This is a genomic window from Ruegeria sp. AL2 (assembly GCF_056540845.1).
On sequence record NZ_JBQFXM010000003.1, the window covers coordinates 40,321 to 60,285 of the forward strand.

Here is a 19,965-nt window from a genome sequence, read left to right on the forward strand (position 1 = left end):
CTTCAGCTGTCCTGACGCATGCGCCAGAGTTGAAAAATGTTCACACCCGCATAAATGAATGCCGCCAAAGCGGCAAAATCAAACAGCAGCGCGTGCCGGGCTGTCAAACCCAGCGCGGGGCCAATGAACAGATTCATGGCAAGCCAGATCACCATCGTCACCGCTATTACGATGCCGATATGTCTGCCCTTTCGGGCTATGGCCTGATCCTTATCCTTGTCCATCATCCCCCGATGCCCCGATGGGGCACCCGTTTAGTCTTCGTAGGTGCCATCTTCCTTGGCACGTTTGGCAAATTCGGTTTCCTCACCCGCCGCAAGCTTGGCTGCCTGTTCAATCCAGCCATCGCGCTCGATCCGGCCCTTGAACTTCAACCGAGCATCGACCCAGGCGACCTGTTCCGTTGTCCAGGCTGCGATCTGATCATAGTGGAAGAAGCCCAGCTCGTTCAGGGTCTGCTCCAGCTTGGGGCCTACGCCTTTCAACAGTTTCAGGTTATCTGCCTTGCCGTCGCGCGCGCCTGTCAGTGTTTCGGGCTGGTCCTCTTGCGCTGCCTTCGCCTCAGCGGCCTGTTTCACAGCAGGTTTCGCCGGAGCTGGAGCTTTGGGCGGCTTCGGTGCAGCTTTGGTCGCAGCCGCTTTGCCATCCTTGCCCAACCAAGGGGTCAGGATCGGAACCTCGGTCCCATCAATGCGCTTGACCGTATCGCCAATATTAGTGGCCAGTTCGACGCTGGCGTTGTACTGCGTTCTGCCGCTGTCATACTCCGTCAGGCTGGTCAGCCCCTTGAGCGGTTCAGCCGCATAGCGACCATTCTGCGGGCCCGGCGTCGGAACTTTCCCCGCCACCAGATCATCAAGGATCTTGCCAAAGCTCGCAGCGGTCAGGTCTTCGTAGTAATCCTTGCCGATCTGCGCCATCGGCGCATTGGTGCAGGAGCCAAGGCATTCGACCTCTTCCCAGCTCAGCTTGCCATCGGCGGACAGCACGTGTGGCTTGGCCGCGATCTTCTCCTTGCAGACAGCGATCAGATCCTCGGCCCCGCAAATCATGCAGGAGGTCGTGCCACAAACCTGAACATGGGCCACAGATCCCACCGGTTGCAGCTGGAACATGAAGTAGAACGAGGCCACCTCTAGCACGCGGATATAAGCCATACCCAGCATGTCGGCGACGGATTCAATCGCCGGGCGGCTCAGCCAGCCCTCTTGTTCCTGTGCACGCCACAGCAGAGGGATCACCGCACTGGCCTGACGGCCTTCGGGATATTTGGTAATCTGCGCTTCGGCCCATTGCTGGTTGGCAGCGGTGAAGGCAAAGCTTTCAGGTTGTTCGGGATGAAGACGGCGGAGCATTAGCGGTCAATCTCTCCAAATACGACGTCCATAGTGCCGATGATGGCGGCGACGTCGGCCAGTTGGTGGCCTTTGGCAACGTGGTCCATGGCTTGCAGGTGCAGGAAACCCGGCGCGCGCAGTTTGGCGCGGTAGGGTTTGTTGGTGCCGTCAGCGACCAGATAGACGCCGAACTCGCCCTTGGGGGCTTCGACGGCGGCATAAACTTCACCGGCAGGAACGTGGAAGCCTTCGGTGTACAGCTTGAAGTGATGGATCAGACTTTCCATCGAGGTCTTCATGTCCGAGCGTTTCGGCGGAGTGATCTTGCCACGCGCCAGAACGTCACCCGGGCACTCGCGGATTTTGGCGATGGCCTGACGGATGATCAGCAGCGACTGGCGCATTTCTTCCATACGGACAAGGTAGCGGTCATAACAGTCGCCGTTCTTGCCAACAGGGATCTGGAACTCGAACTCGTCGTAGCACTCGTAGGGCTGCGCGCGGCGCAGGTCCCATGCCAGACCCGATCCGCGCACCATCACGCCCGAGAAGCCGTACTTCTGGATGTCATCCTCGGTCACGACGCCGATATCAGCGTTGCGCTGTTTGAAGATGCGGTTTTCGGTCAGCAGCCCGTCAATGTCATCAAGGACGTTGGGGAATTCGTGGCTCCACGCCTCGATATCGTCCAGCAGTTCCGGCGGCAGGTCCTGATGTACACCACCCGGACGGAAATAAGCGGCGTGCAGGCGGGCACCGCAGGCACGCTCATAGAACACCATCAGCTTTTCACGCTCTTCAAAACCCCAGAGTGGCGGGGTCAGTGCGCCGACGTCCATCGCCTGCGTCGTCACGTTCAGCAGGTGGTTCAGGATGCGCCCGATCTCGGAATACATAACCCGGATCAGCGAGCCACGGCGCGGCACCTCGACCCCGGTCAGCTTTTCGATGGCCAGACACCAGGCATGTTCCTGGTTCATCGGTGCTACATAGTCCAGACGGTCGAAATACGGCAGGTTCTGCAGATAGGTCCGGCTTTCCATCAGCTTTTCGGTGCCACGGTGTAGCAGCCCGATATGTGGGTCGCAACGCTCGACGATTTCGCCGTCCAGCTCAAGCACAAGACGCAAAACCCCGTGCGCCGCAGGGTGTTGCGGGCCGAAGTTGATGTTGAAGTTGCGGATCTTCTGCTCGCCGCTCAGCGCGTCCTTGCTGCCGTCATCGTATCTTGAGCCGTCCATCACCGCCCTCGTTTCTTCTTTGCTTCGGCCCGAACCCGGACCTTTTCCGCCTCGGTCGCCTTGACCGCAGCTCCGGCCAGTAGAACCCCTAACGCGCCCAGAATGATCAACTCACCCATCATCTCAGCGTCGCTCCATCTCTTGCAGTTTCATCGCCATCATCCACAGCAGGACAATCACGACCGGAGAGATGATGCATGCAAACGCCCAGTTCTTGTTGATCCCGAAATGCGGCAGCAGCTTGATCATCGGAATGACCGTTGCAACAACCAGAATTATCCAGATCAGGAACTCCATGATTATGTCTCCTGTTTCTCATCCCCCGGCAGAATGTAGTTCGCACCTTCCCATGGGGACATGAAATCAAACTGACGATACTCCTGCACCAGACTGACCGGCTCATAGACCACGCGTTTCTGCGCCTCGTCATAACGCACCTCGGTATAGCCGGTGGTCGGGAAATCCTTGCGCAGCGGATGGCCGCGGAAGCCATAGTCCGTCAGAATCCGCCGCAAATCTGGATGTCCCGAGAACAGGATGCCGAACATGTCGAACACCTCACGCTCGAACCAGTTGGCCGAGGGGTGGATATCGACGATCGAAGGCACCATGTCATCTTCGCGGATCGAAACCCGCAGACGGACACGCTGGTTCTGGTACATCGACAGGAAGTGGTACACCACATCGAACCGCTTGGCACGTTCGGGGTAATCGACGCCGGTGATATCCACCAATGTTGAGAACTTGCAGTTTTGGTCCGACCGCAGGAATTCTACGAATTCCACCAGGTTCGACGGCGCCACATCGACGTTCAGCTCGCCATGGGTCACATCCCAGGACAGAACGCAATCGGCTCGTTTCAGTTCAAGCTGGGTGCCGAGTTCTTTGAGTGCTTCGCTCATCTACCCTTCCCCTCAGCGTACAATTGTGCCGGTGCGGCGGATTTTGCGTTGCAGCTGTAGCAGACCGTAAAGCAGCGCCTCGGCGGTTGGAGGGCAGCCAGGCACGTAAATATCCACCGGAACAACCCGGTCACAGCCACGCACGACGGAATAGGAATAGTGGTAGTAGCCCCCCCCATTCGCGCAGGATCCCATCGAGATCACATAGCGCGGCTCGGGCATCTGGTCGTAAACCTTGCGCAAGGCAGGAGCCATCTTGTTGGTCAGCGTGCCAGCCACGATCATCACGTCAGATTGGCGCGGAGAGGCGCGTGGCGCGATGCCGAAACGTTCCGCATCATAGCGCGGCATCGAAGTGTGCATCATTTCAACCGCGCAGCAGGCCAGACCAAAGGTCATCCAATGCAGCGAACCCGTACGGGCCCAGTTGATAATATCCTCGCTCGAGGTCAGCAGAAAACCTTTGTCCTGCAACTCGGCATTCAGGGCCTGAGTGGCGACTTCTTTGTCGACGCCAGCGGTATTTGCACCGGTCATCACTCCCATTCCAGGGCCCCTTTCTTCCACTCATAGGCAAAGCCGATGGTCAGCACGGCCAGAAACACCATCATCGACCAGAAGCCGACATCGCTGATATCGCGGAACCCGACAGCCCAGGGAAACAGGAATGCGATCTCAAGATCAAAGATGATGAAGAGAATCGAGACCAGATAGAATCGGACGTCAAATTTCATTCGCGCATCGTCGAATGCATTGAAGCCACATTCATATGCGCTGACCTTTTCGGGGTCGGGATTGCGGACAGCCAGTACAACGGCGGCAAGAATCAGGACGATTCCAAGGCCTACGGCAACGGCCAGAAACACCAGAATCGGGAGATACTCCCGCAGCAGGTCTTCCACGAATAGCTCCTTTCTTGCGCACGCATCTTGTCGGGTGCGCCGTCAATTGGCGTGTTGACTGGACATTCTCTATCCCCGCCGGGTCAGAGGGTCAACCGAACACAGCCCCCTCTGCCATCAAACATACGCTTGACAGCGCGGCATAGAATCGCATCACGAGCGATTTGCATTGGCTTACGGAAACTCGGTAAACTTACTTATTCCATGCAGGTTTACGTTTTTCGAAGAACGCCGCGATCCCTTCACGTGCCTCTTCCGTTTCCCAGCGCTCGACCAGTTCGTTGATGGTCTGGTCGATTGTGGCATCATCAATACGAGGTCCCAGAGTTCGAACCAATGCCTTGGCAGATGCAACTGCCCCCGGCGCGCACGAAAGATAGGGCCGGAGTTCATCTTCTATCGCAGCCGCAAGCTGCTCGGGAGGCACAGCCTTTGCCAGCAATCCCAAATCAACCGCTTCGGGCGCATCGAACAACCGGGCCGACATGAATACACGCCGTGCCCGCGCCTCACCCATACGAGCGATAACATAAGGGCCGATTGTCGCTGGGATCAGCCCAAGCCGGGTCTCGGTCAGTCCCATCTTCAGACTATCTACACCGATGGCGACATCGCACACGGCCGCCATTCCAACACCTCCGCCAAAGGCGTTGCCTTGTAGCGCCCCGATCAGGGGTTTGGGCATCGTGTTCAACGCCTGCAACATCTCGGCCAGCTTGCGCGCCTCGACAAACCGCGTCGCCTTGTCGGCCGCCATCTGGTCCTGCATCCATCCCAGATCACCACCAGCGCAAAACGTCTTTCCCGCAGCAGCCAGAACGACCGCTCTGACAGTGCCATCCTGACCCAGTTGCGACGCGGCCTGTGTCAGCTCGGTAATCATCTGACCCGAGAGCGCGTTGTGCTTTTCCGCCCGGTCCAGAGTTAACGTGGCAACACCGCGCTCGTCTGCTGAAATCGAGATTGTTTCGAACATGTTAGCCTCTCAACGCCTTGGCCATCTGCGCGGCCTCTTCGACCACATCGATATCCAGACCGGTTTGATAGCCCAACCGGTGCAAATGCGCTGCAACGGTTTCAGTCGCGACATTACCCGCAGCCCCCGGAGCATATGGGCAACCGCCAAGCCCACCCACGGCCGCGTCGAACACACGCACACCCAGCGAAAGTGCCGCATCGATATTGTCGATTGCACGCCCATTGGTGTCATGAAAATGCCCGGCAAGCCGCGTCACAGGAACCCTTTCCCGAACCGCCAGAAGCATATGCGCAATCTTGTCTGGCGTGCCTTGCCCGATCGTGTCCCCCAATGACACCTCGTAACAGCCCAACGCAAACAACCGGTCGGCAATTTCGGCGACTTTCTCGGGCGGGGTCGGGCCATCATAGGGGCAATCCGTCACGCAAGAGACGTAGCCGCGAACCGGAAGGTCGATATGACGCGCCGCTTCGAGAATCGGCGTGAACCGTTCGATTGACTCGGCGATCGAGGCATTGATGTTTGCCTTGGAAAACCCCTCGGAAGCCGACGCGAAAATGGCAATCTCATCCGCTTCGGCAGCCAGCGCATCCTCGTATCCGCGCATATTCGGCGTCAACGCCGCGTAGCGCACGCCGTCCGCGCGGGTAATACCGGCCAGAACCTGCGCCGACCCCGCCATTTGAGGCACCCATTTGGGAGAGACAAAGCTTGCAACTTCGATCCGTCTAAACCCGGCGCGACTGAGGCAATTGATCAGCGCCACCTTGTCGGCAACCGGTATCTCACGTGTTTCGTTTTGTAGCCCGTCGCGCGGTCCAACTTCGTAGATTTCGACCAGATCACCCATGTCAGAACCCCTTATGGCTTGTTCTCATTCCAAATGCGGATCGCGCAACCGTGCCACGTCAAACTGCCCGGGTACAGATCACTCTTCTTCCAAACGCACCAAAGCTGCCCCAGCCTCGACCTGCGCGCCATCTTCGACCAGCACCTCGGCCACCACACCATCGCGCGCGGCCAGCAACGAATGCTCCATTTTCATCGCTTCCAGAATGGCCAAACGGTCGCCTTCCTGAACGGTCTGCCCCGCGGTGGCAAAAACTGCCTTGACCAGACCCGGCATCGGCGCCTCGATCACGTTGGTGTCACCCGTCGCGCTGGCATCCCGGTCCAGCGGGTCGATAACGTCGAAACTGTGACCGTAGTCGGTAAATACGGTCAAAGTTGTTCCGCTGACAGCGACCCGCGGCATCGGTGCGCCGTTCAGCGTCCACTGCCCCGAGATCCGCTCGGCCACGACACGGTGTTCGCCCAGCTGCCAAAGCTGGCGATCCGACCCGTCGACTTGCACGTCCAGATCAAGAACCTCTCCCTGATCGGACAGCTGCACCGCCCGATGCAACGGAGCCCAGAGCGAAAACCCGGTGTCAGGCGTGACATTAACCAAATCCAGTGCGGTCATAGCAGCCGCAACTGCGGTTGTGGCCGGAGTCGGCGATTCCCGCACCAACCCGTCAAGATCGCGCCCGATCAGGCCCGTATCCACATCGCCCGAGGCAAATCCGTCATGGCGGGTCAGCGCTCCCAGAAAGGCGAGATTCGTAACGGTGCCCGCCACTTCGGTCTGCCGCAGCACTCGGTGCAACGTCTCAAGCGCAACCGCGCGGGTCGGACCATGCACCACCACTTTGGCAATCATCGGGTCATACCAGGGGCTGATCGTGTCACCTGTGCGAACACCACTATCCGCTCGGCAGTTGGCCGGGAAAACCAGATGGGTCAATGTACCTGTCGCCGGCAAGAACCCCTTTGGTACATCCTCGGCATAAAGCCGGGCTTCGAAGGCGTGACCCGAGATCGACAGATCATCCTGTTGCCTGGGAAGTCTCTCTCCTGCTGCTACGCGCAACTGCCATTCCACCAGATCGATGCCGGTGATGGCCTCTGTAACCGGGTGTTCCACCTGCAGGCGGGTGTTCATCTCCATGAACCAGAATCTGTCGGGGCGCAGCCCGTCCGAGGCATCGACGATGAACTCCACCGTGCCTGCACCCTTGTACCCGATCGCCTCGGCTGCGCGCACACCGGCCTGCCCCATCGCCTCGCGCATTTCGAGCGTCATGCCCGGGGCTGGTGCCTCTTCGATCACTTTCTGATGGCGGCGTTGCAACGAGCAATCGCGTTCAAACAGATGCACCGCATGAGTACCGTCACCAAATACCTGCACTTCGATATGGCGAGGTTTGGCCACGAATTTCTCGACCAGCACTGCGTCATTGCCAAAAGCGGTTTTGGCTTCGCCGCGTGCGCTGTCCAATGCGGAACGGAAATCCTTGGGGCGTTCGACCAGACGCATACCTTTACCGCCGCCGCCTGCAACGGCCTTAATCAGCACCGGATACCCAATCGCATCCGCCGCACCCGCCAAATGTTCGGGATCCTGATTGTCGCCGTGATAGCCAGGCACCACGGGCACGCCAGCCTGTTCCATCAACACCTTGGCCGCATCCTTGAGGCCCATTTTGCGGATCGCATCCGCTGATGGGCCGATAAAGGTCAAACCCGCAGCCTCGACCGCGTCGACGAAATCGGGGTTCTCTGACAGGAAGCCATAACCGGGATGGATCGCCTGCGCGCCCGTATCCAGCGCAGCCTGAATAATCACATCGCCCTTCAGATAGCTTTCCGCCGGGGCGGGGCCGCCGATATGAATGACCTCATCCGCCATCTGCACATGCTTGGCCGCAGCGTCCGCATCGGAATAAACAGCCACACAGGACACGCCCATCCTCTGAGCGGTTTCCATAACCCGGCAAGCGATCTCGCCCCGGTTGGCAATCAGGATTTTGTTGAACATAGCTTACCCCTCAACCGCCAGATCTTCGACAAGGCGAAATCGTTCGCACAGCAGCTCCATCTCGGGATCAAACCCGCCATTGCGTTCGAAATACTGGCGATGCCCCTCTCTCCATCCCTCGAGCGTTTCATTTTCGCCCTCTGCCAACGCGAAATCCTCGGTTACGTCGCAGTATCGGCAGGTCGAGACGTCGACCGTTTCGATCACCAAGGCCGGACGATCATCCCAATCCAGCGCAATGTCTCTCCGCCCGACAACAGGAGTGTCAGGGCTACCTTCGGGATAGTCGCGCAACGCACCGCAGGTTGCCGTTTTCCGCCCTGATCGTACCAGAGCCAGCAGCTCAGCACTCAGCCGGGCATTGTCACCAAACTTGAAAGTCTGGGCACCAGGATAGCGGGCCATGACGTCATTCAATGAAACGTTCATCTTACATCCTGAACACGCCGAAACGTGTCTCCTCAATCGGGGCATTCAGCGCCGCACTCAGCGACAAGGCGAGCACATCGCGGCTTTTGCGCGGGTCGATGATGCCATCGTCCCAGAGACGGGCCGAGGCATATAGCGGGTGCGATTGCTCTTCGAACATGTCCAGCGTCGGACGTTTGAATTCGGCCTCTTCCTCGGCCGACCAGGTACCGCCCTGTCGTTCGATCCCATCGCGCCTGACTGTCGCCAATACGCCTGCGGCCTGCTCGCCCCCCATCACCGAAATCCGAGAGTTCGGCCATGTCCACAGGAACCGCGGCTGATAGGCCCGACCGGCCATGCCATAGTTCCCGGCCCCAAACGAGCCGCCCACCAGCATCGTGATCTTGGGAACGCTCGTCGTTGCAACTGCCGTCACCATCTTGGCGCCGTGGCGGGCGATCCCTTCGTTCTCGTATTTGCGGCCTACCATAAAGCCGGTGATGTTCTGCAGGAAGACCAGGGGCGTTTTGCGCTGCGAACACAGCTCAACAAAATGCGCGCCCTTTTGCGCGGCCTCCGAGAACAGCACGCCATTGTTGGCAATGATCCCGACTGGGCACCCTTTGACATGGGCAAAGCCGGTGACCAGTGTCTCGCCAAAGCGGGGTTTGAACTCATCAAACCGAGAGCCATCGACCAGCCGTGCGATCACTTCACGGATGTCATAGGGCGTGCGCAAGTCGGCGGGAACGACACCCAGAATTTCATCCGGATCATAAGCAGGCTCCTCAGGTGCTTCGAACTGTAGGCCGGGCTTCAGCGCGGCACCGCTCAATGACCCAACCGCGCGGCGGGCCAATGCCAACGCATGCGCATCATCTTCGGCCAGATAATCTGCCACACCCGACAGGCGCGTGTGCACATCGCCACCGCCCAGATCCTCGGAGCTGACAACCTCACCCGTTGCAGCCTTGACCAAAGGTGGCCCTGCCAGAAAGATCGTGCCCTGTTCCTTCACGATGATCGTCACATCGGACATTGCTGGAACATAGGCCCCACCCGCCGTGCACGACCCCATAACCACGGCAATCTGAGGGATACCCTTCGCGCTCATCCGCGCCTGATTGTAGAAGATACGCCCAAAGTGGTCGCGGTCTGGGAACACTTCATCCTGATTGGGCAGGTTCGCGCCGCCACTGTCGACCAGATAGATGCAGGGCAGATGGTTTTCCTCGGCAATCTCCTGCGCGCGCAGGTGCTTCTTGACGGTCATCGGATAATAGGTGCCGCCCTTCACGGTGGCGTCATTGCACACCACCATAACTTCGCGCCCCTGCACCCGGCCAATGCCCGCGATGACCCCGGCACAGGGTGCTGCATCACCATACATCCCATGCGCCGCCGTCGCCCCGATTTCCAGAAACGGAGACCCCGGATCAAGCAGGTTCGCCACCCGCCTGCGCGGCAACATCTTGCCCCGAGATTCATGCCGCGCGCGGGATTTCTCGCCGCCCCCCATACGGGCCGCTTCGGCAGCAGCAGAGATTTGCGCCAGCGCATCGAGGTGGGCTGTGCGGTTTGCTTTGTAGCCCTCGGAGGCGGGCATGGCTTTGGATGTGAGTTTCATTTTCGTTCTTAAAACCTCGCATTCCCTAAGTATTCTGTCATGTTGACTCGTGTTGACGGAGAAGATGCCAAATGTGCATTGATCATAGCCACGAACATGGCCCATGGGCGCTGCGAGAAGTAAGAACACCAACTATATCCCGAACGGAGAATTAGGCCTACTTTCTCGGGTAGTTTGTCTTCAACTAATTTGTCCGGGTGATCAGCAGTCTTTGCTGCAATTCGCGTATTTCCATCCAACGAAAATATGGCGTCGATCAACGCCCCAGCCGCTTGCTGCGCATCAAGTGCATCTCGTGTCGTATTTCGGAAGTTCTCAGTAGTGCCTGTTTCTGCAGCCAAAACAAAAAAGAAAGGGTGCCAAAGAGCGCTGATATCAACCCCTTCAAATTTAACAGGTTGAGCAAAATACGCAGGACGTAATTGTGCTGATCTATCTAAGTTTTTAAAGGACGCGCATTTAACGAACGCATCAAAAATCTCTGTCTTGTTCAATTTAGTTTTTATTTCGCCGGCTGCGTAAACACATTCCGACGGTAAGATAGAAATTCCTTTCGAAAATATCGGTAGCGTCGCGAATTTGTCGAACAGAATTATATCGAGTTGCTTAGATATAGCTCCTTTTGAGTCTTGAACGAAACCTGAACACACTCCAACTCGTTCGGGAAGTGCATCCGCAAGTGCCTCATGAAATACCCGCTCAACTTCTGATCCTATTTCACCGGAATGCGGAAGCAGGTCACGAATATTCTTTATTTGGTTTTGAATAGCTTTCTCCGCCGTATCCAAACCCAACAGGTATCCAGTATCTCTTGAACCGTTGTCTTTCATAATTCGTTACCATTCAGGCGGACTTCCCCCGCCGCGCGCGCCTTCAATTCCTTCCGGATCACCTTCCCCGTCACGGTCATCGGCAGCTCCTCCAGAAACGCGACCTCACGCGGGTAGGAATACTGCGCCAGACGGTCTTTGACCCAATTCTGCAACTCCCGCTCCTCTGCCTCAGCCCCCGGTTTCAGCACCACATAAGCCTTCACGATCTCGGTCCGCATCGGGTCGGGCTTGCCGACCACACCAACCGTCGCCACCGACGGGTGTGTCAGCAGGCAATCCTCGATCTCGGCAGGGCCGATGCGATATCCGGCCGAGGTGATCACGTCATCATCGCGACCAACGAAGCGCAGATAATCCCCCTCCCACACGCCGCGATCACCGGTGATCAGCCAATCACCGCGAAACTTGTCGGCAGTCGCTTCGGGGCGATTCCAGTACTCCAGCAGCATCGAGGCCGAGCCGCGCCGGATGGCCACGTCGCCCTCGTCCCCGGTCGGGTTGCCGTCCTCATCAATCACCGCAACCTCATGCCCTGGCACCGGTTGGCCGATACAGCCGGGACGCACAGGGAAATCTTCGGCGCAAGATGATACGACCATGTTGCACTCGGTCTGACCGTAGAACTCGTTGATAGTCAGACCAAACGCCTGCCGCCCCCAGGCCAACATCTCGGCCCCCAGCGGCTCACCACCCGATGCAACCGAGCGCAGGCCAGGGATCACCTGATCCGCTGCCTTGAGCATTCGCAGCGCCGTTGGTGGGAAAAAGACGTTCCGCACCCCGCCACGCGCGATGATGTCAGCGCAGGCCTCGGGGGTGAATTTCTCAAGCCGCGCGGCAACGACGGGAATGCCCAGCGCAAGACCCGGCATCAGCACGTCGAACAGCCCGCCGATCCACGCCCAATCCGCCGGGGTCCAAAGACAGTCACCTTCGCGCAAGTGATTATGGCTGATCGAAACTCCCGGCAGATGCCCCGTCAGAACCCGGTGTCCATGCAGCGCGCCCTTCGGGCTGCCGGTGGTGCCCGAAGTATAGATCAACACAGCCGGATCATCTGGGCTGGTCGCGGCGAATGGTACAGCAAGGCCTTCCTCGCCAATTTCCGACGCGATCAAAGGCGCAGCCAGATCACCCAACAGATCAGCCCCTTCGGCGTCGGTCAGCACAATCCGGACACCTGCGCCACTGACCCGCGACCGCAACGCGTCCTGCTTGAACAGTTTGAACAAAGGGACCGACACAGCCCTGATCTTCCAGATCGCCAGATGGGCCGCCGCGCACCAGGGAGATTGGCTTAGCAATACTCCAACGCGATCACCGGGCTGCACATGGCGCAATAATGCTCGGGCTAATCCGTCCGTCATTTGCGACAGCTGCGCATAGCTGATGCGCTGCGGGTCCGGTCCGGTTAAATCGATCAGCGCGACCCGATCCCCCTCATGCCGCAGGCACTGCTGCGCCATGTTCAGACTGTCCGGCAGATCCCAGCCTCCATCCGGGCGCAAACCCGGTATGCGCTCAGCGCTTAGCACGGTGATTATTCCCTATATTTCCTGCACTTATCGATTCATCTGCAGCCAGTTCTTTCACGTTTACTTGATGCAGATCAGAGTGGGCAATTTCAGTCGCTGCAACACCAAGGTCATCAACGAAACCAAAGGCAAGACAATGACCAAGAAACTCGCCGCTTTGACTCTTTCCACCGCGTTGGTGGCTCTGGCCGCCCCTGCGTTTGCCCAATCTCAGGGGGATTGGACGCTCGGTATCGGTGTGGGGTACCTGGACCCGAAATCCAACAACGGAACACTGGCCGGCCTTAGCGCCGATATCGACTCGGATACGCGCCCGATCTTCACCGCCGAGTATTTCATCCAAGACAATCTGGGGATCGAGCTGCTGGCCGCGACCCCGTTCAAACATAACGTCACCTTGGGTGGAAGCGTGGACGCTGGCAGCGTCAAACATCTGCCGCCCACCTTGTCGCTGAACTATCACTTCCCGACCAATAGCGCCTGGAAGCCCTATGTCGGTGCCGGTCTGAACTATACCATCTTCTTTGACGAGCAATCTGCCCTTGGCAACCTCAAGGTCGATGATTCCTTCGGCGTATCGCTGCAAGCCGGTCTCGACTATATGATCACCGACAAAGGTGCGGTCCGTCTGAATGTGCGCTGGTTCGACATCGACTCGGACGTCACGCTGAACGGAGCCGATATTGGCACTGCAAACATCGACCCTTGGCTGGTCGGTATTTCCTACGTTCATCGCTTCTGATCCTTTGATCGAAACGCCCCGCTGCAACCTCGTCTGCGGGGGCGTTTTCGTTCAGCGCATTTCGTTCATCATTTCCCGGCCGATCAGCATCCGTCGAATCTCGCTGGTGCCTGCGCCGATCTCCATCAGCTTGGCGTCCCGGAAAATCCGACTGACCGGTGCATCCGACAGAAACCCTGCCCCGCCCAGCGCCTGAACCGCCTGATGCGCCTGAACCATCGCCTGTTCGGATGCGTAAAGACAGCACGCCGCTGCGTCCTGCCGAGTGACGTCCCCACGATCACAGGCCTTGGCCACCTCATAGACATAGGCCCGTGCCGAGTTCATCGCGGTATACATGTCGGCAATCTTGCCCTGCATCAGTTGGAAGCTGCCAATCGGTTTGCCGAATTGCTTGCGCTCGGCCAGATACGGCATCACCTCATCCAGACAGGCGGCCATGATGCCGGTTCCGATCCCGGCCAGAACCACGCGCTCATAGTCCAGACCTGACATGAGCACGGCTACGCCCTTGCCCTCTTCTCCCAATACGTTCTCGAACGGCACTTCGACATCTTCAAAGATCAGTTCAGCCGTGTTCGACCCGCGCATCCCCAACTTGTCGAAATGGGGTGAAGTCGAAAAACCCTTCATCTCTTTTTCAATCAGAAATGCAGAAATACCCTTCGATCCGGCATCGGGGTCTGTCTTGGCATAAACCACCAGTGTATCCGCGTCTGGCCCGTTTGTGATCCAGTACTTGTTGCCGTTCAGTCGGTAATGGTCGTTGCGTTTTTCCGCGCGCAGCTTCATCGACACCACGTCCGAACCTGCGGAAGGTTCCGACATCGCCAGCGCACCCACATGTTCTCCCGATACTAGGCGCGGCAGGTAATTCTGTTTCTGCTCTTCCGTACCGTTCAGCTTGATCTGGTTCACACACAGGTTGGAATGCGCCCCATAAGACAGCGAAACCGAGGCAGAAGCGCGCGCAACTTCTTCGACAGCAATTGTATGCGCCAAATAGGACATGCCCGCACCGCCGTATTCTTCTGGCACGGTGACACCCAAAAGACCAAGCTCTCCCATTTCTTTCCACAGTTCATTCGGAAAGCTGTTCTTGGCATCAATCTCAGCCGCCATCGGCTTGACACGCTCCTGCGCCCACCGATGCACCATCTCGCGCAGGGCGTTCACATCCTCACCCAGATCAAACTTCATCGTGGCCATGAACATCTGTGTCCTCCCTCCGCATTAATGAACAAGTGTTCAATAAATCTCTAACAGCGAATCTGTCTCCGGTCAATCTTTGTGAAAGCCCGGACCAAAACGCGAAACGCCGCCCAAACCGGGCGGCGCTCTCAAGGGTCGAGTGTGCGCTGAAAGCGCACTCTGTTTTGCTAGGATTGATAAACTGCGCCCACTTCGGCTCGGATGATGCGCGCGATCACTTGGCAATCCTCCAGTGAAAAGGTCAGCGGCACACGCATATCCATGATGCCTGCCAGAACACGATCACTTTCCGGCATTCGTTCGCTTTCAAAATATCTCCAGCTGTCATAGCGCGACGTGAACCCTGTTGGCTCAGCCCCGCCAAACCATTTGATCTCGACCCCACGCGCGGCGCAGCGGCTGATAACGTCGGCTATCCGCTCAGGCGACCAATCCAACAGCAGGAACTGGATCGAAGACCCGACATAGGTTTCCTCTTCGGGTCGCTCGACAATCGTCAGGCCCGGAGTGCCGCGCAGCCCGGTCTCGATCTCGCGATAGCGCTCGTTCCACCGTGTCACCTGCCGGTCCAGATCCCGCAACTGAGGGCGTAGGATGGCGGCACGCAAATTGTCCATGCGACCGGACACATTGGGTGTGGTGTACTTTATCCGCTCGAACACTTCAGGTCCCGGCGCTGCCAGATGGCGTTCATACAGCATGTATGACCCCGACAGCATTGTGGCCTTGGCCGCCAGTTCCGCGTCATCAGTAACCAGCAAACCGCCCTCGCCCGAGTTCACGTGCTTATAGGTCTGGCAGGAATAACACCCGATCGCCCCCTGCCGCCCCGACAACTGACCACGCCAGGCCGCGCCCATCGTGTGTGCGCAGTCCTCGATCACGATAACGCCTGCCGCGTCACACATCTGCATCAGACGATCCATGTCACACAGATGCCCGCGCATATGGCTGAGCATCAGGACACGGGCCTGATCCAGTTTGCCCTCAAGATCCTCCAGATCGATGGTCAGGTTTTCGGTGACGCCGACAAAGATCGCCCGCGCTCCGACCGATGCAATTGATCCCGGCACCGGAGCCAGAGTGAACGCATTGGTCAGAACCGGGTCGCCCGGCTGCACACCGACGGCCCGCAACGCGGTGGCAAGCGCATAACCGCCAGAGGAAACCGCCAAGCAATACTTGGCCCCCATCTGTGCAGCAAACTCCTGTTCCAACAGGGCCGTTTCCCCCAACTCACCGGGGACCACGTTATAGCGATGCAGCCGCCCGTGACGCAGGACAGCCAGCGCTGCCTCGATTGCGTCGTCTGGAAGGGGTTCCTGCTGCGTGAAATTACCAATGAATGTTTCCGTCATGGTCTTTTTCTGGATCTCCGACAGGGTCCGGTCAAGGTTTCAGGCTGCCGCACCGATCAGATCAGGCACAAGATCGGGCAAGTCGTCAAAGTGATGCAGCAGGGCTTCGGGCTCCAGCGCTGCCATGTCCTCCCCTGACGGTCCGAAAGTCACCAAAACCGATGGGACCCCTGCCGCTCGGGCGGTATTGCGGTCGGTATCCGAATCTCCGATCAGCACGCACCAGGCTGGATCTCCCCCGGCCCGTCGCGCAGCCTCGCGCAGAGGGGCCGGGTCCGGCTTGCGCACCGGCAGCGTATCCGCACCTACCAACGAGGCAAAACGGTCCCGCACTCCCATGCGCGTCAGTAACAATTCGGCCAGATGTTCCGGCTTGTTGGTGCAAATGCCGACACCGTAGCCCGCGTTACTCAGCATCTCGACGGCCTGCAACGCTCCCGGATAGAAACTTGTGTGGGTGTTGATATCTTGCGCGTAAGCCTCAAGCAGAACCGGATAATAGGCCTGAACGGTGTCCTCGTCGTAAGCTCCAACGCGTTTCAGCCCTTGGGTTAACATCATGCGCCCGCCACGCAGCGCGATGCCTGCATCCTGCCCATGGACCAGCACATCACCATGCCCCATTTCGCGGAAACAATGGTTCGCTGCCGCCAGCAAATCGCCTGATGTATCCGCCAAAGTGCCGTCCAGATCGAAGATGACGGTCCGCATGTTGCCTCCTGTTTCGGCAGGTTTTCGCCATGTCCTGTTTCAATCGGCAATCTTGTTTGATGGCCGAACAGCTTGCGCCTTTGCCCCCAGCGGATAAAACGGTCGGCAACAAAACACAAAGAGAAAACGATTTCATGACCATTGCCCTTGTCATCCTTGCCGCCGGAAAAGGCACCAGGATGAATTCGGACCTTCCCAAAGTCCTGCATCCCATCGCTCAGGCTCCGATGCTTGTTCACGCGATGCGTGCCGGGTCTGTTTTGTCGCCCGAACGCACGGTGATCGTCACCGGCCACGGGTCCGAAGCTGTAGCAAAGGTTGCTCAGGACGAAGACGAAGATGCCCGGATAGCCGTTCAGGAGGAACAATTGGGTACAGCCCATGCGGTTGGTCAGGCCCGGACAGCACTGGACGGGTTCGACGGTGATATCGTAGTTCTTTACGGCGACACCCCGTTTTTACAACCCGATACGCTGGAGCGGATGGTCGAGGCACGGTCCCGAAATGACCTGGTCATCCTTGGGTTCGAAGCGGCTGATCCGGCCCGCTATGGCCGGTTGGTCATGAATGGCGACACGTTGGAACGCATTGTCGAATTCAAAGACGCATCAGATGATGAGCGCGCCATAACATTTTGCAACTCGGGCCTTTTGGCCTGTGATGCCCGGTTGCTTTTTTCGCTGATTGACGCCGTTGAAAACAACAATGCCTCAGGCGAATACTATCTGACAGACGTAGTTGAGATCGCCCGCAACCGCGGTCTGAACGTAACCGCCGTCGCCTGTGACGAGGCGCAGACGCTGGGCGTGAACTCACGCGCTGATCTGGCCGCCGCCGACGCCGTATTTCAGGCGCGCGCGCGGGCAGAACTGCTGGATATGGGTGTCACATTGATGGCACCGGATACGGTATACCTGTCCGCAGACACTGTGATTGGGCGTGACACAGTAATCGAACCCAACGTGGTTTTCGGCCCCGGAGTGACTGTCGAAAGCGGTGCAACCATCCGGGCCTTTTCCCATCTGGAAGGGTGCCATGTCAGTCGCGGTGCCATCGTCGGCCCCTACGCGCGGCTGCGTCCGGGCGCAGAATTGGCCGAAAACACGCGGGTTGGCAATTTCGTCGAAATCAAGAATGCAGAAATCGCCGAAGGCGCGAAGGTCAACCACCTCAGCTATATCGGGGACGCATCGGTGGGTGCTGCGACGAATATCGGCGCGGGAACAATCACCTGCAACTATGATGGTGTGATGAAGCACAAGACCAACATAGGTGCGAATGTCTTTATCGGCTCCAACACCATGCTCGTGGCCCCGGTCACGGTGGGCGATGGCGCAATGACAGCGACAGGCACAGTGGTGACCAAAGACGTAGCGCCCGAGGCGTTGGCCTTGGCGCGCGCCAAGCAGGAAAACAAACCCGGCTACGCGCGAAAACTGTTTGAAATGTTGAAGGCGAAGAAGGCTCGCCGCGATAACGAGGCCTGAGATATGTGTGGAATTGTAGGTGTCTTGGGGCAGCATGAAGCAGCCCCTATTCTGGTAGAAGCCCTGAAACGGCTGGAATATCGCGGCTATGACAGTGCCGGGATTGCAACCGTTAATGACGGTGTCCTGGGGCGTCGGCGTGCGGTCGGCAAGCTGGTCAACCTCAGCGATCTGTTGGTGCATGATCCGCTGCCGGGAAAATCCGGCATTGGTCACACCCGCTGGGCCACGCATGGTGCGCCTTCCGTCAACAACGCGCATCCCCACAAGGCTGGCCCGGTGGCCGTGGTTCACAACGGGATTGTCGAAAACTACCGCGACCTGAGGGCGGAACTGGCCAAACACGGCGTCGCCTTCAAGACTGAAACCGACACGGAAACCGTCGCGCTGATGACGGAACATCACCTCAACACTGGCTTGTCCCCGGTCGAGGCCGCTTTCAAGACCATCGACAAGTTGGAAGGTGCCTTCGCCCTTGCATTCCTGTTCGATGGTGAGGACGACCTGATTGTAGCCGCCCGCAAAGGATCACCTCTGGCCATCGGCCACGGGGATGGTGAGATGTATGTGGGTTCGGACGCCATTGCCCTTGCGCCGCTAACCAACCAGATCACTTATCTTGAGGAAGGCGACCGCGCGGTTCTGACCCGAACATCATTGGAAATCCGCAACGAGGCCGGTGAACTGGCCAACCGGGAAAAGCGCAAGATCAAGCTGGATCATGCGCGCGCCGACAAGGGCGAGCATAAGCATTTCATGGCCAAGGAAATCGCTGAACAGCCTATCGTTGTGGCTGAGGCCATCCGATCCTACCTGCCCACGGGCGGTGATCGCGTGGTGTTACCCGACGCCGAGCTGGATTTCAGCAAGTTGGACCGTCTGACCATGGTCGCCTGCGGTACAGCGTTTTATGCCTGCCTGACTGCGAAATACTGGTTCGAGCAACTGGCAAAGATGCCGGTGGAAGTCGATATCGCCAGCGAGTTCCGCTATCGCGAACCTCCGATCACGGGTCGCACACTGGCGCTGTTTGTCAGCCAGTCAGGTGAAACCGCCGACACCTTGGCCGCGCTGCGCTATTGCGAGGGCAAGGCGGACAAGATTGTTTCCGTCGTCAATGTCCCCGAAAGCTCGATTGCTCGGGAAAGCGATATCGCCCTGCCGATCCATGCTGGCGTTGAAATCGGTGTGGCTTCGACCAAAGCCTTCACCTGTCAACTAAGCGTTTTGCTGATGCTGGCGCTCAAGGCAGCGGCCGACCGCGGCACTCTGACCGATGAGGAAATCGCCGATCACACCGCTGCGCTGCGCGGATTGCCGACCGTGCTGAACACGGCATTGGATCAGAACCGGGCGATCCGCAAAGCAGCCCAACGCCTGTCCGAGGCGCGCGACGTTCTGTTCCTGGGCCGTGGCCTGATGTATCCTCTGGCAATGGAAGGGGCGCTGAAGCTCAAGGAAATCAGCTATATCCACGCCGAAGGGTATGCATCGGGCGAGTTGAAACACGGACCCATCGCCCTGATCGACAAGCATATGCCTGTTGTCGTCATGGCACCCCGCGACACCGTGTTCGACAAGACCGTGTCGAACATGCAGGAAGTGATGGCGCGCAAGGGCAAAGTGATCCTTGTGTCTGATGATGATGGAATTGACGAGGCCGGAGACGGCGTCTGGAGCACAATCCGGATGCCTCATATTCACACCAGTCTTGCGCCGATCCTTTATTCGGTTCCCGCACAGTTGCTGGCATACCACACGGCTGTAGCCAAAGGGACGGATGTAGACCAGCCGCGCAATCTGGCAAAATCAGTGACGGTAGAGTGAC

At 58.3% G+C, this 19,965-nt stretch carries 21 protein-coding genes; 3 read left to right on the forward strand and 18 right to left on the reverse strand.

Going from position 1 to position 19,965, the window contains the following annotated elements; translation table 11 throughout:
* Window positions 1-2: 2 nt before the first annotated feature.
* From ACR0ID_RS06045 to ACR0ID_RS06115, 15 genes are all read right to left on the reverse strand, one after another.
* Window positions 3-224 (reverse strand): DUF5337 domain-containing protein, encoded by a 222-nt coding sequence (locus ACR0ID_RS06045; protein WP_209598087.1) that lies wholly within the window; start codon window positions 222-224, stop codon window positions 3-5.
* Window positions 225-254: 30 nt separating this feature from the next.
* On the reverse strand, window positions 255-1,355 hold the full coding sequence (gene nuoE / locus ACR0ID_RS06050; RefSeq protein WP_480604378.1) for an NADH-quinone oxidoreductase subunit NuoE: 1,101 nt from the start codon (window positions 1,353-1,355) through the stop codon (window positions 255-257).
* Entirely contained in the window at window positions 1,355-2,578 is a 1,224-nt protein-coding gene (locus tag ACR0ID_RS06055) for an NADH-quinone oxidoreductase subunit D (protein WP_480604380.1), read from the reverse strand. The genes nuoE and ACR0ID_RS06055 overlap by 1 nt, the downstream gene beginning before the upstream one ends.
* On the reverse strand, window positions 2,578-2,700 hold the full coding sequence (locus ACR0ID_RS06060; protein WP_280923171.1) for a hypothetical protein: 123 nt from the start codon (window positions 2,698-2,700) through the stop codon (window positions 2,578-2,580). The genes ACR0ID_RS06055 and ACR0ID_RS06060 overlap by 1 nt, the downstream gene beginning before the upstream one ends.
* A gap of 1 nt (window position 2,701) precedes the next feature.
* Window positions 2,702-2,875: a hypothetical protein gene (locus ACR0ID_RS06065; protein WP_170569030.1), complete on the reverse strand. Its 174-nt coding sequence runs from the start codon at window positions 2,873-2,875 to the stop codon at window positions 2,702-2,704.
* 2 nt (window positions 2,876-2,877) lie between these two features.
* Window positions 2,878-3,480, reverse strand: a complete 603-nt coding sequence (locus ACR0ID_RS06070; RefSeq protein ID WP_480554116.1) for an NADH-quinone oxidoreductase subunit C — start codon at window positions 3,478-3,480, stop codon at window positions 2,878-2,880.
* A 12-nt stretch (window positions 3,481-3,492) separates the two neighbouring features.
* Complete coding sequence (locus tag ACR0ID_RS06075) at window positions 3,493-4,026, reverse strand: NuoB/complex I 20 kDa subunit family protein (RefSeq protein WP_209504454.1); 534 nt, start codon at window positions 4,024-4,026, stop codon at window positions 3,493-3,495.
* Window positions 4,017-4,382: an NADH-quinone oxidoreductase subunit A gene (locus ACR0ID_RS06080; protein WP_209504455.1), complete on the reverse strand. Its 366-nt coding sequence runs from the start codon at window positions 4,380-4,382 to the stop codon at window positions 4,017-4,019. The genes ACR0ID_RS06075 and ACR0ID_RS06080 overlap by 10 nt, the downstream gene beginning before the upstream one ends.
* A 193-nt stretch (window positions 4,383-4,575) precedes the next feature.
* Window positions 4,576-5,358 (reverse strand): crotonase/enoyl-CoA hydratase family protein, encoded by a 783-nt coding sequence (locus ACR0ID_RS06085; protein ID WP_480604382.1) that lies wholly within the window; start codon window positions 5,356-5,358, stop codon window positions 4,576-4,578.
* A 1-nt stretch (window position 5,359) separates the two neighbouring features.
* Window positions 5,360-6,211, reverse strand: coding sequence for a hydroxymethylglutaryl-CoA lyase (locus ACR0ID_RS06090; RefSeq protein WP_480476073.1), 852 nt, complete (start codon window positions 6,209-6,211; stop codon window positions 5,360-5,362).
* Window positions 6,212-6,289: 78 nt separating this feature from the next.
* A complete protein-coding gene (locus ACR0ID_RS06095; protein ID WP_480604384.1) occupies window positions 6,290-8,221 on the reverse strand; it encodes an acetyl/propionyl/methylcrotonyl-CoA carboxylase subunit alpha in 1,932 nt (643 codons plus the stop codon).
* Window positions 8,222-8,224: 3 nt separating this feature from the next.
* Window positions 8,225-8,650: an ASCH domain-containing protein gene (locus ACR0ID_RS06100; RefSeq protein WP_480493839.1), complete on the reverse strand. Its 426-nt coding sequence runs from the start codon at window positions 8,648-8,650 to the stop codon at window positions 8,225-8,227.
* 1 nt (window position 8,651) lies between these two features.
* Window positions 8,652-10,259 (reverse strand): carboxyl transferase domain-containing protein, encoded by a 1,608-nt coding sequence (locus ACR0ID_RS06105; RefSeq protein WP_480604386.1) that lies wholly within the window; start codon window positions 10,257-10,259, stop codon window positions 8,652-8,654.
* An 8-nt stretch (window positions 10,260-10,267) separates the two neighbouring features.
* Window positions 10,268-11,089 carry a DUF6602 domain-containing protein gene (locus ACR0ID_RS06110; protein ID WP_050602781.1) on the reverse strand — a complete coding sequence of 274 codons (822 nt, stop codon included), beginning with the start codon at window positions 11,087-11,089 and terminating at the stop codon, window positions 10,268-10,270.
* Window positions 11,086-12,627 carry an AMP-binding protein gene (locus ACR0ID_RS06115; RefSeq protein WP_480604388.1) on the reverse strand — a complete coding sequence of 514 codons (1,542 nt, stop codon included), beginning with the start codon at window positions 12,625-12,627 and terminating at the stop codon, window positions 11,086-11,088. Before ACR0ID_RS06115 ends, ACR0ID_RS06110 begins: the two co-directional genes overlap by 4 nt.
* A gap of 136 nt (window positions 12,628-12,763) precedes the next feature.
* On the opposite strand from ACR0ID_RS06115, the gene ACR0ID_RS06120 reads away from it, so the two are divergent.
* On the forward strand, window positions 12,764-13,369 hold the full coding sequence (locus ACR0ID_RS06120) for an OmpW/AlkL family protein (protein WP_209504463.1): 606 nt from the start codon (window positions 12,764-12,766) through the stop codon (window positions 13,367-13,369).
* 51 nt (window positions 13,370-13,420) lie between these two features.
* Here ACR0ID_RS06120 and ACR0ID_RS06125 read toward each other — a convergent pair whose 3' ends face one another.
* The 3 genes from ACR0ID_RS06125 to ACR0ID_RS06135 all read right to left on the reverse strand — a co-directional run bounded on the left by ACR0ID_RS06125 (window position 13,421) and on the right by ACR0ID_RS06135 (window position 16,650).
* On the reverse strand, window positions 13,421-14,584 hold the full coding sequence (locus tag ACR0ID_RS06125) for an isovaleryl-CoA dehydrogenase (RefSeq protein WP_480604390.1): 1,164 nt from the start codon (window positions 14,582-14,584) through the stop codon (window positions 13,421-13,423).
* A 164-nt stretch (window positions 14,585-14,748) separates the two neighbouring features.
* A complete protein-coding gene (locus tag ACR0ID_RS06130; RefSeq protein WP_480476061.1) occupies window positions 14,749-15,939 on the reverse strand; it encodes a DegT/DnrJ/EryC1/StrS family aminotransferase in 1,191 nt (396 codons plus the stop codon).
* 39 nt (window positions 15,940-15,978) lie between these two features.
* The gene (locus ACR0ID_RS06135) at window positions 15,979-16,650 is read right to left on the reverse strand and encodes an HAD-IA family hydrolase (protein ID WP_480476059.1); all 672 of its coding nucleotides are present in this window, start codon (window positions 16,648-16,650) and stop codon (window positions 15,979-15,981) included.
* Window positions 16,651-16,784: 134 nt separating this feature from the next.
* Here ACR0ID_RS06135 and glmU point away from each other — a divergent pair, with 134 nt between their 5' ends.
* Window positions 16,785-18,137 (forward strand): bifunctional UDP-N-acetylglucosamine diphosphorylase/glucosamine-1-phosphate N-acetyltransferase GlmU, encoded by a 1,353-nt coding sequence (gene glmU / locus ACR0ID_RS06140; protein ID WP_480604392.1) that lies wholly within the window; start codon window positions 16,785-16,787, stop codon window positions 18,135-18,137.
* 3 nt (window positions 18,138-18,140) lie between these two features.
* Window positions 18,141-19,964, forward strand: a complete 1,824-nt coding sequence (glmS, locus tag ACR0ID_RS06145) for a glutamine--fructose-6-phosphate transaminase (isomerizing) (RefSeq protein ID WP_480604394.1) — start codon at window positions 18,141-18,143, stop codon at window positions 19,962-19,964.
* Window position 19,965 lies beyond the last annotated feature (1 nt).

Excerpts from the sequence above, each read along its gene's own strand:
- ACR0ID_RS06045 (WP_209598087.1), bottom strand. The coding sequence starts at position 224 with ATGGACAAGGATAAGGATCAGGCCATAGCCCGAAAGGGCAGACATATC.
- nuoE (WP_480604378.1), bottom strand. The coding sequence starts at position 1,355 with ATGCTCCGCCGTCTTCATCCCGAACAACCTGAAAGCTTTGCCTTCACC.
- ACR0ID_RS06055 (WP_480604380.1), bottom strand. The coding sequence starts at position 2,578 with ATGGACGGCTCAAGATACGATGACGGCAGCAAGGACGCGCTGAGCGGC.
- ACR0ID_RS06060 (WP_280923171.1), bottom strand. The coding sequence starts at position 2,700 with ATGATGGGTGAGTTGATCATTCTGGGCGCGTTAGGGGTTCTACTGGCC.
- ACR0ID_RS06065 (WP_170569030.1), bottom strand. The coding sequence starts at position 2,875 with ATGGAGTTCCTGATCTGGATAATTCTGGTTGTTGCAACGGTCATTCCG.
- ACR0ID_RS06070 (WP_480554116.1), bottom strand. The coding sequence starts at position 3,480 with ATGAGCGAAGCACTCAAAGAACTCGGCACCCAGCTTGAACTGAAACGA.
- ACR0ID_RS06075 (WP_209504454.1), bottom strand. The coding sequence starts at position 4,026 with ATGGGAGTGATGACCGGTGCAAATACCGCTGGCGTCGACAAAGAAGTC.
- ACR0ID_RS06085 (WP_480604382.1), bottom strand. The coding sequence starts at position 5,358 with ATGTTCGAAACAATCTCGATTTCAGCAGACGAGCGCGGTGTTGCCACG.
- ACR0ID_RS06090 (WP_480476073.1), bottom strand. The coding sequence starts at position 6,211 with ATGGGTGATCTGGTCGAAATCTACGAAGTTGGACCGCGCGACGGGCTA.
- ACR0ID_RS06095 (WP_480604384.1), bottom strand. The coding sequence starts at position 8,221 with ATGTTCAACAAAATCCTGATTGCCAACCGGGGCGAGATCGCTTGCCGG.
- ACR0ID_RS06100 (WP_480493839.1), bottom strand. The coding sequence starts at position 8,650 with ATGAACGTTTCATTGAATGACGTCATGGCCCGCTATCCTGGTGCCCAG.
- ACR0ID_RS06105 (WP_480604386.1), bottom strand. The coding sequence starts at position 10,259 with ATGAAACTCACATCCAAAGCCATGCCCGCCTCCGAGGGCTACAAAGCA.
- ACR0ID_RS06110 (WP_050602781.1), bottom strand. The coding sequence starts at position 11,089 with ATGAAAGACAACGGTTCAAGAGATACTGGATACCTGTTGGGTTTGGAT.
- ACR0ID_RS06120 (WP_209504463.1), top strand. The coding sequence starts at position 12,764 with ATGACCAAGAAACTCGCCGCTTTGACTCTTTCCACCGCGTTGGTGGCT.
- ACR0ID_RS06125 (WP_480604390.1), bottom strand. The coding sequence starts at position 14,584 with ATGTTCATGGCCACGATGAAGTTTGATCTGGGTGAGGATGTGAACGCC.
- ACR0ID_RS06130 (WP_480476061.1), bottom strand. The coding sequence starts at position 15,939 with ATGACGGAAACATTCATTGGTAATTTCACGCAGCAGGAACCCCTTCCA.
- ACR0ID_RS06135 (WP_480476059.1), bottom strand. The coding sequence starts at position 16,650 with ATGCGGACCGTCATCTTCGATCTGGACGGCACTTTGGCGGATACATCA.
- glmU (WP_480604392.1), top strand. The coding sequence starts at position 16,785 with ATGACCATTGCCCTTGTCATCCTTGCCGCCGGAAAAGGCACCAGGATG.
- glmS (WP_480604394.1), top strand. The coding sequence starts at position 18,141 with ATGTGTGGAATTGTAGGTGTCTTGGGGCAGCATGAAGCAGCCCCTATT.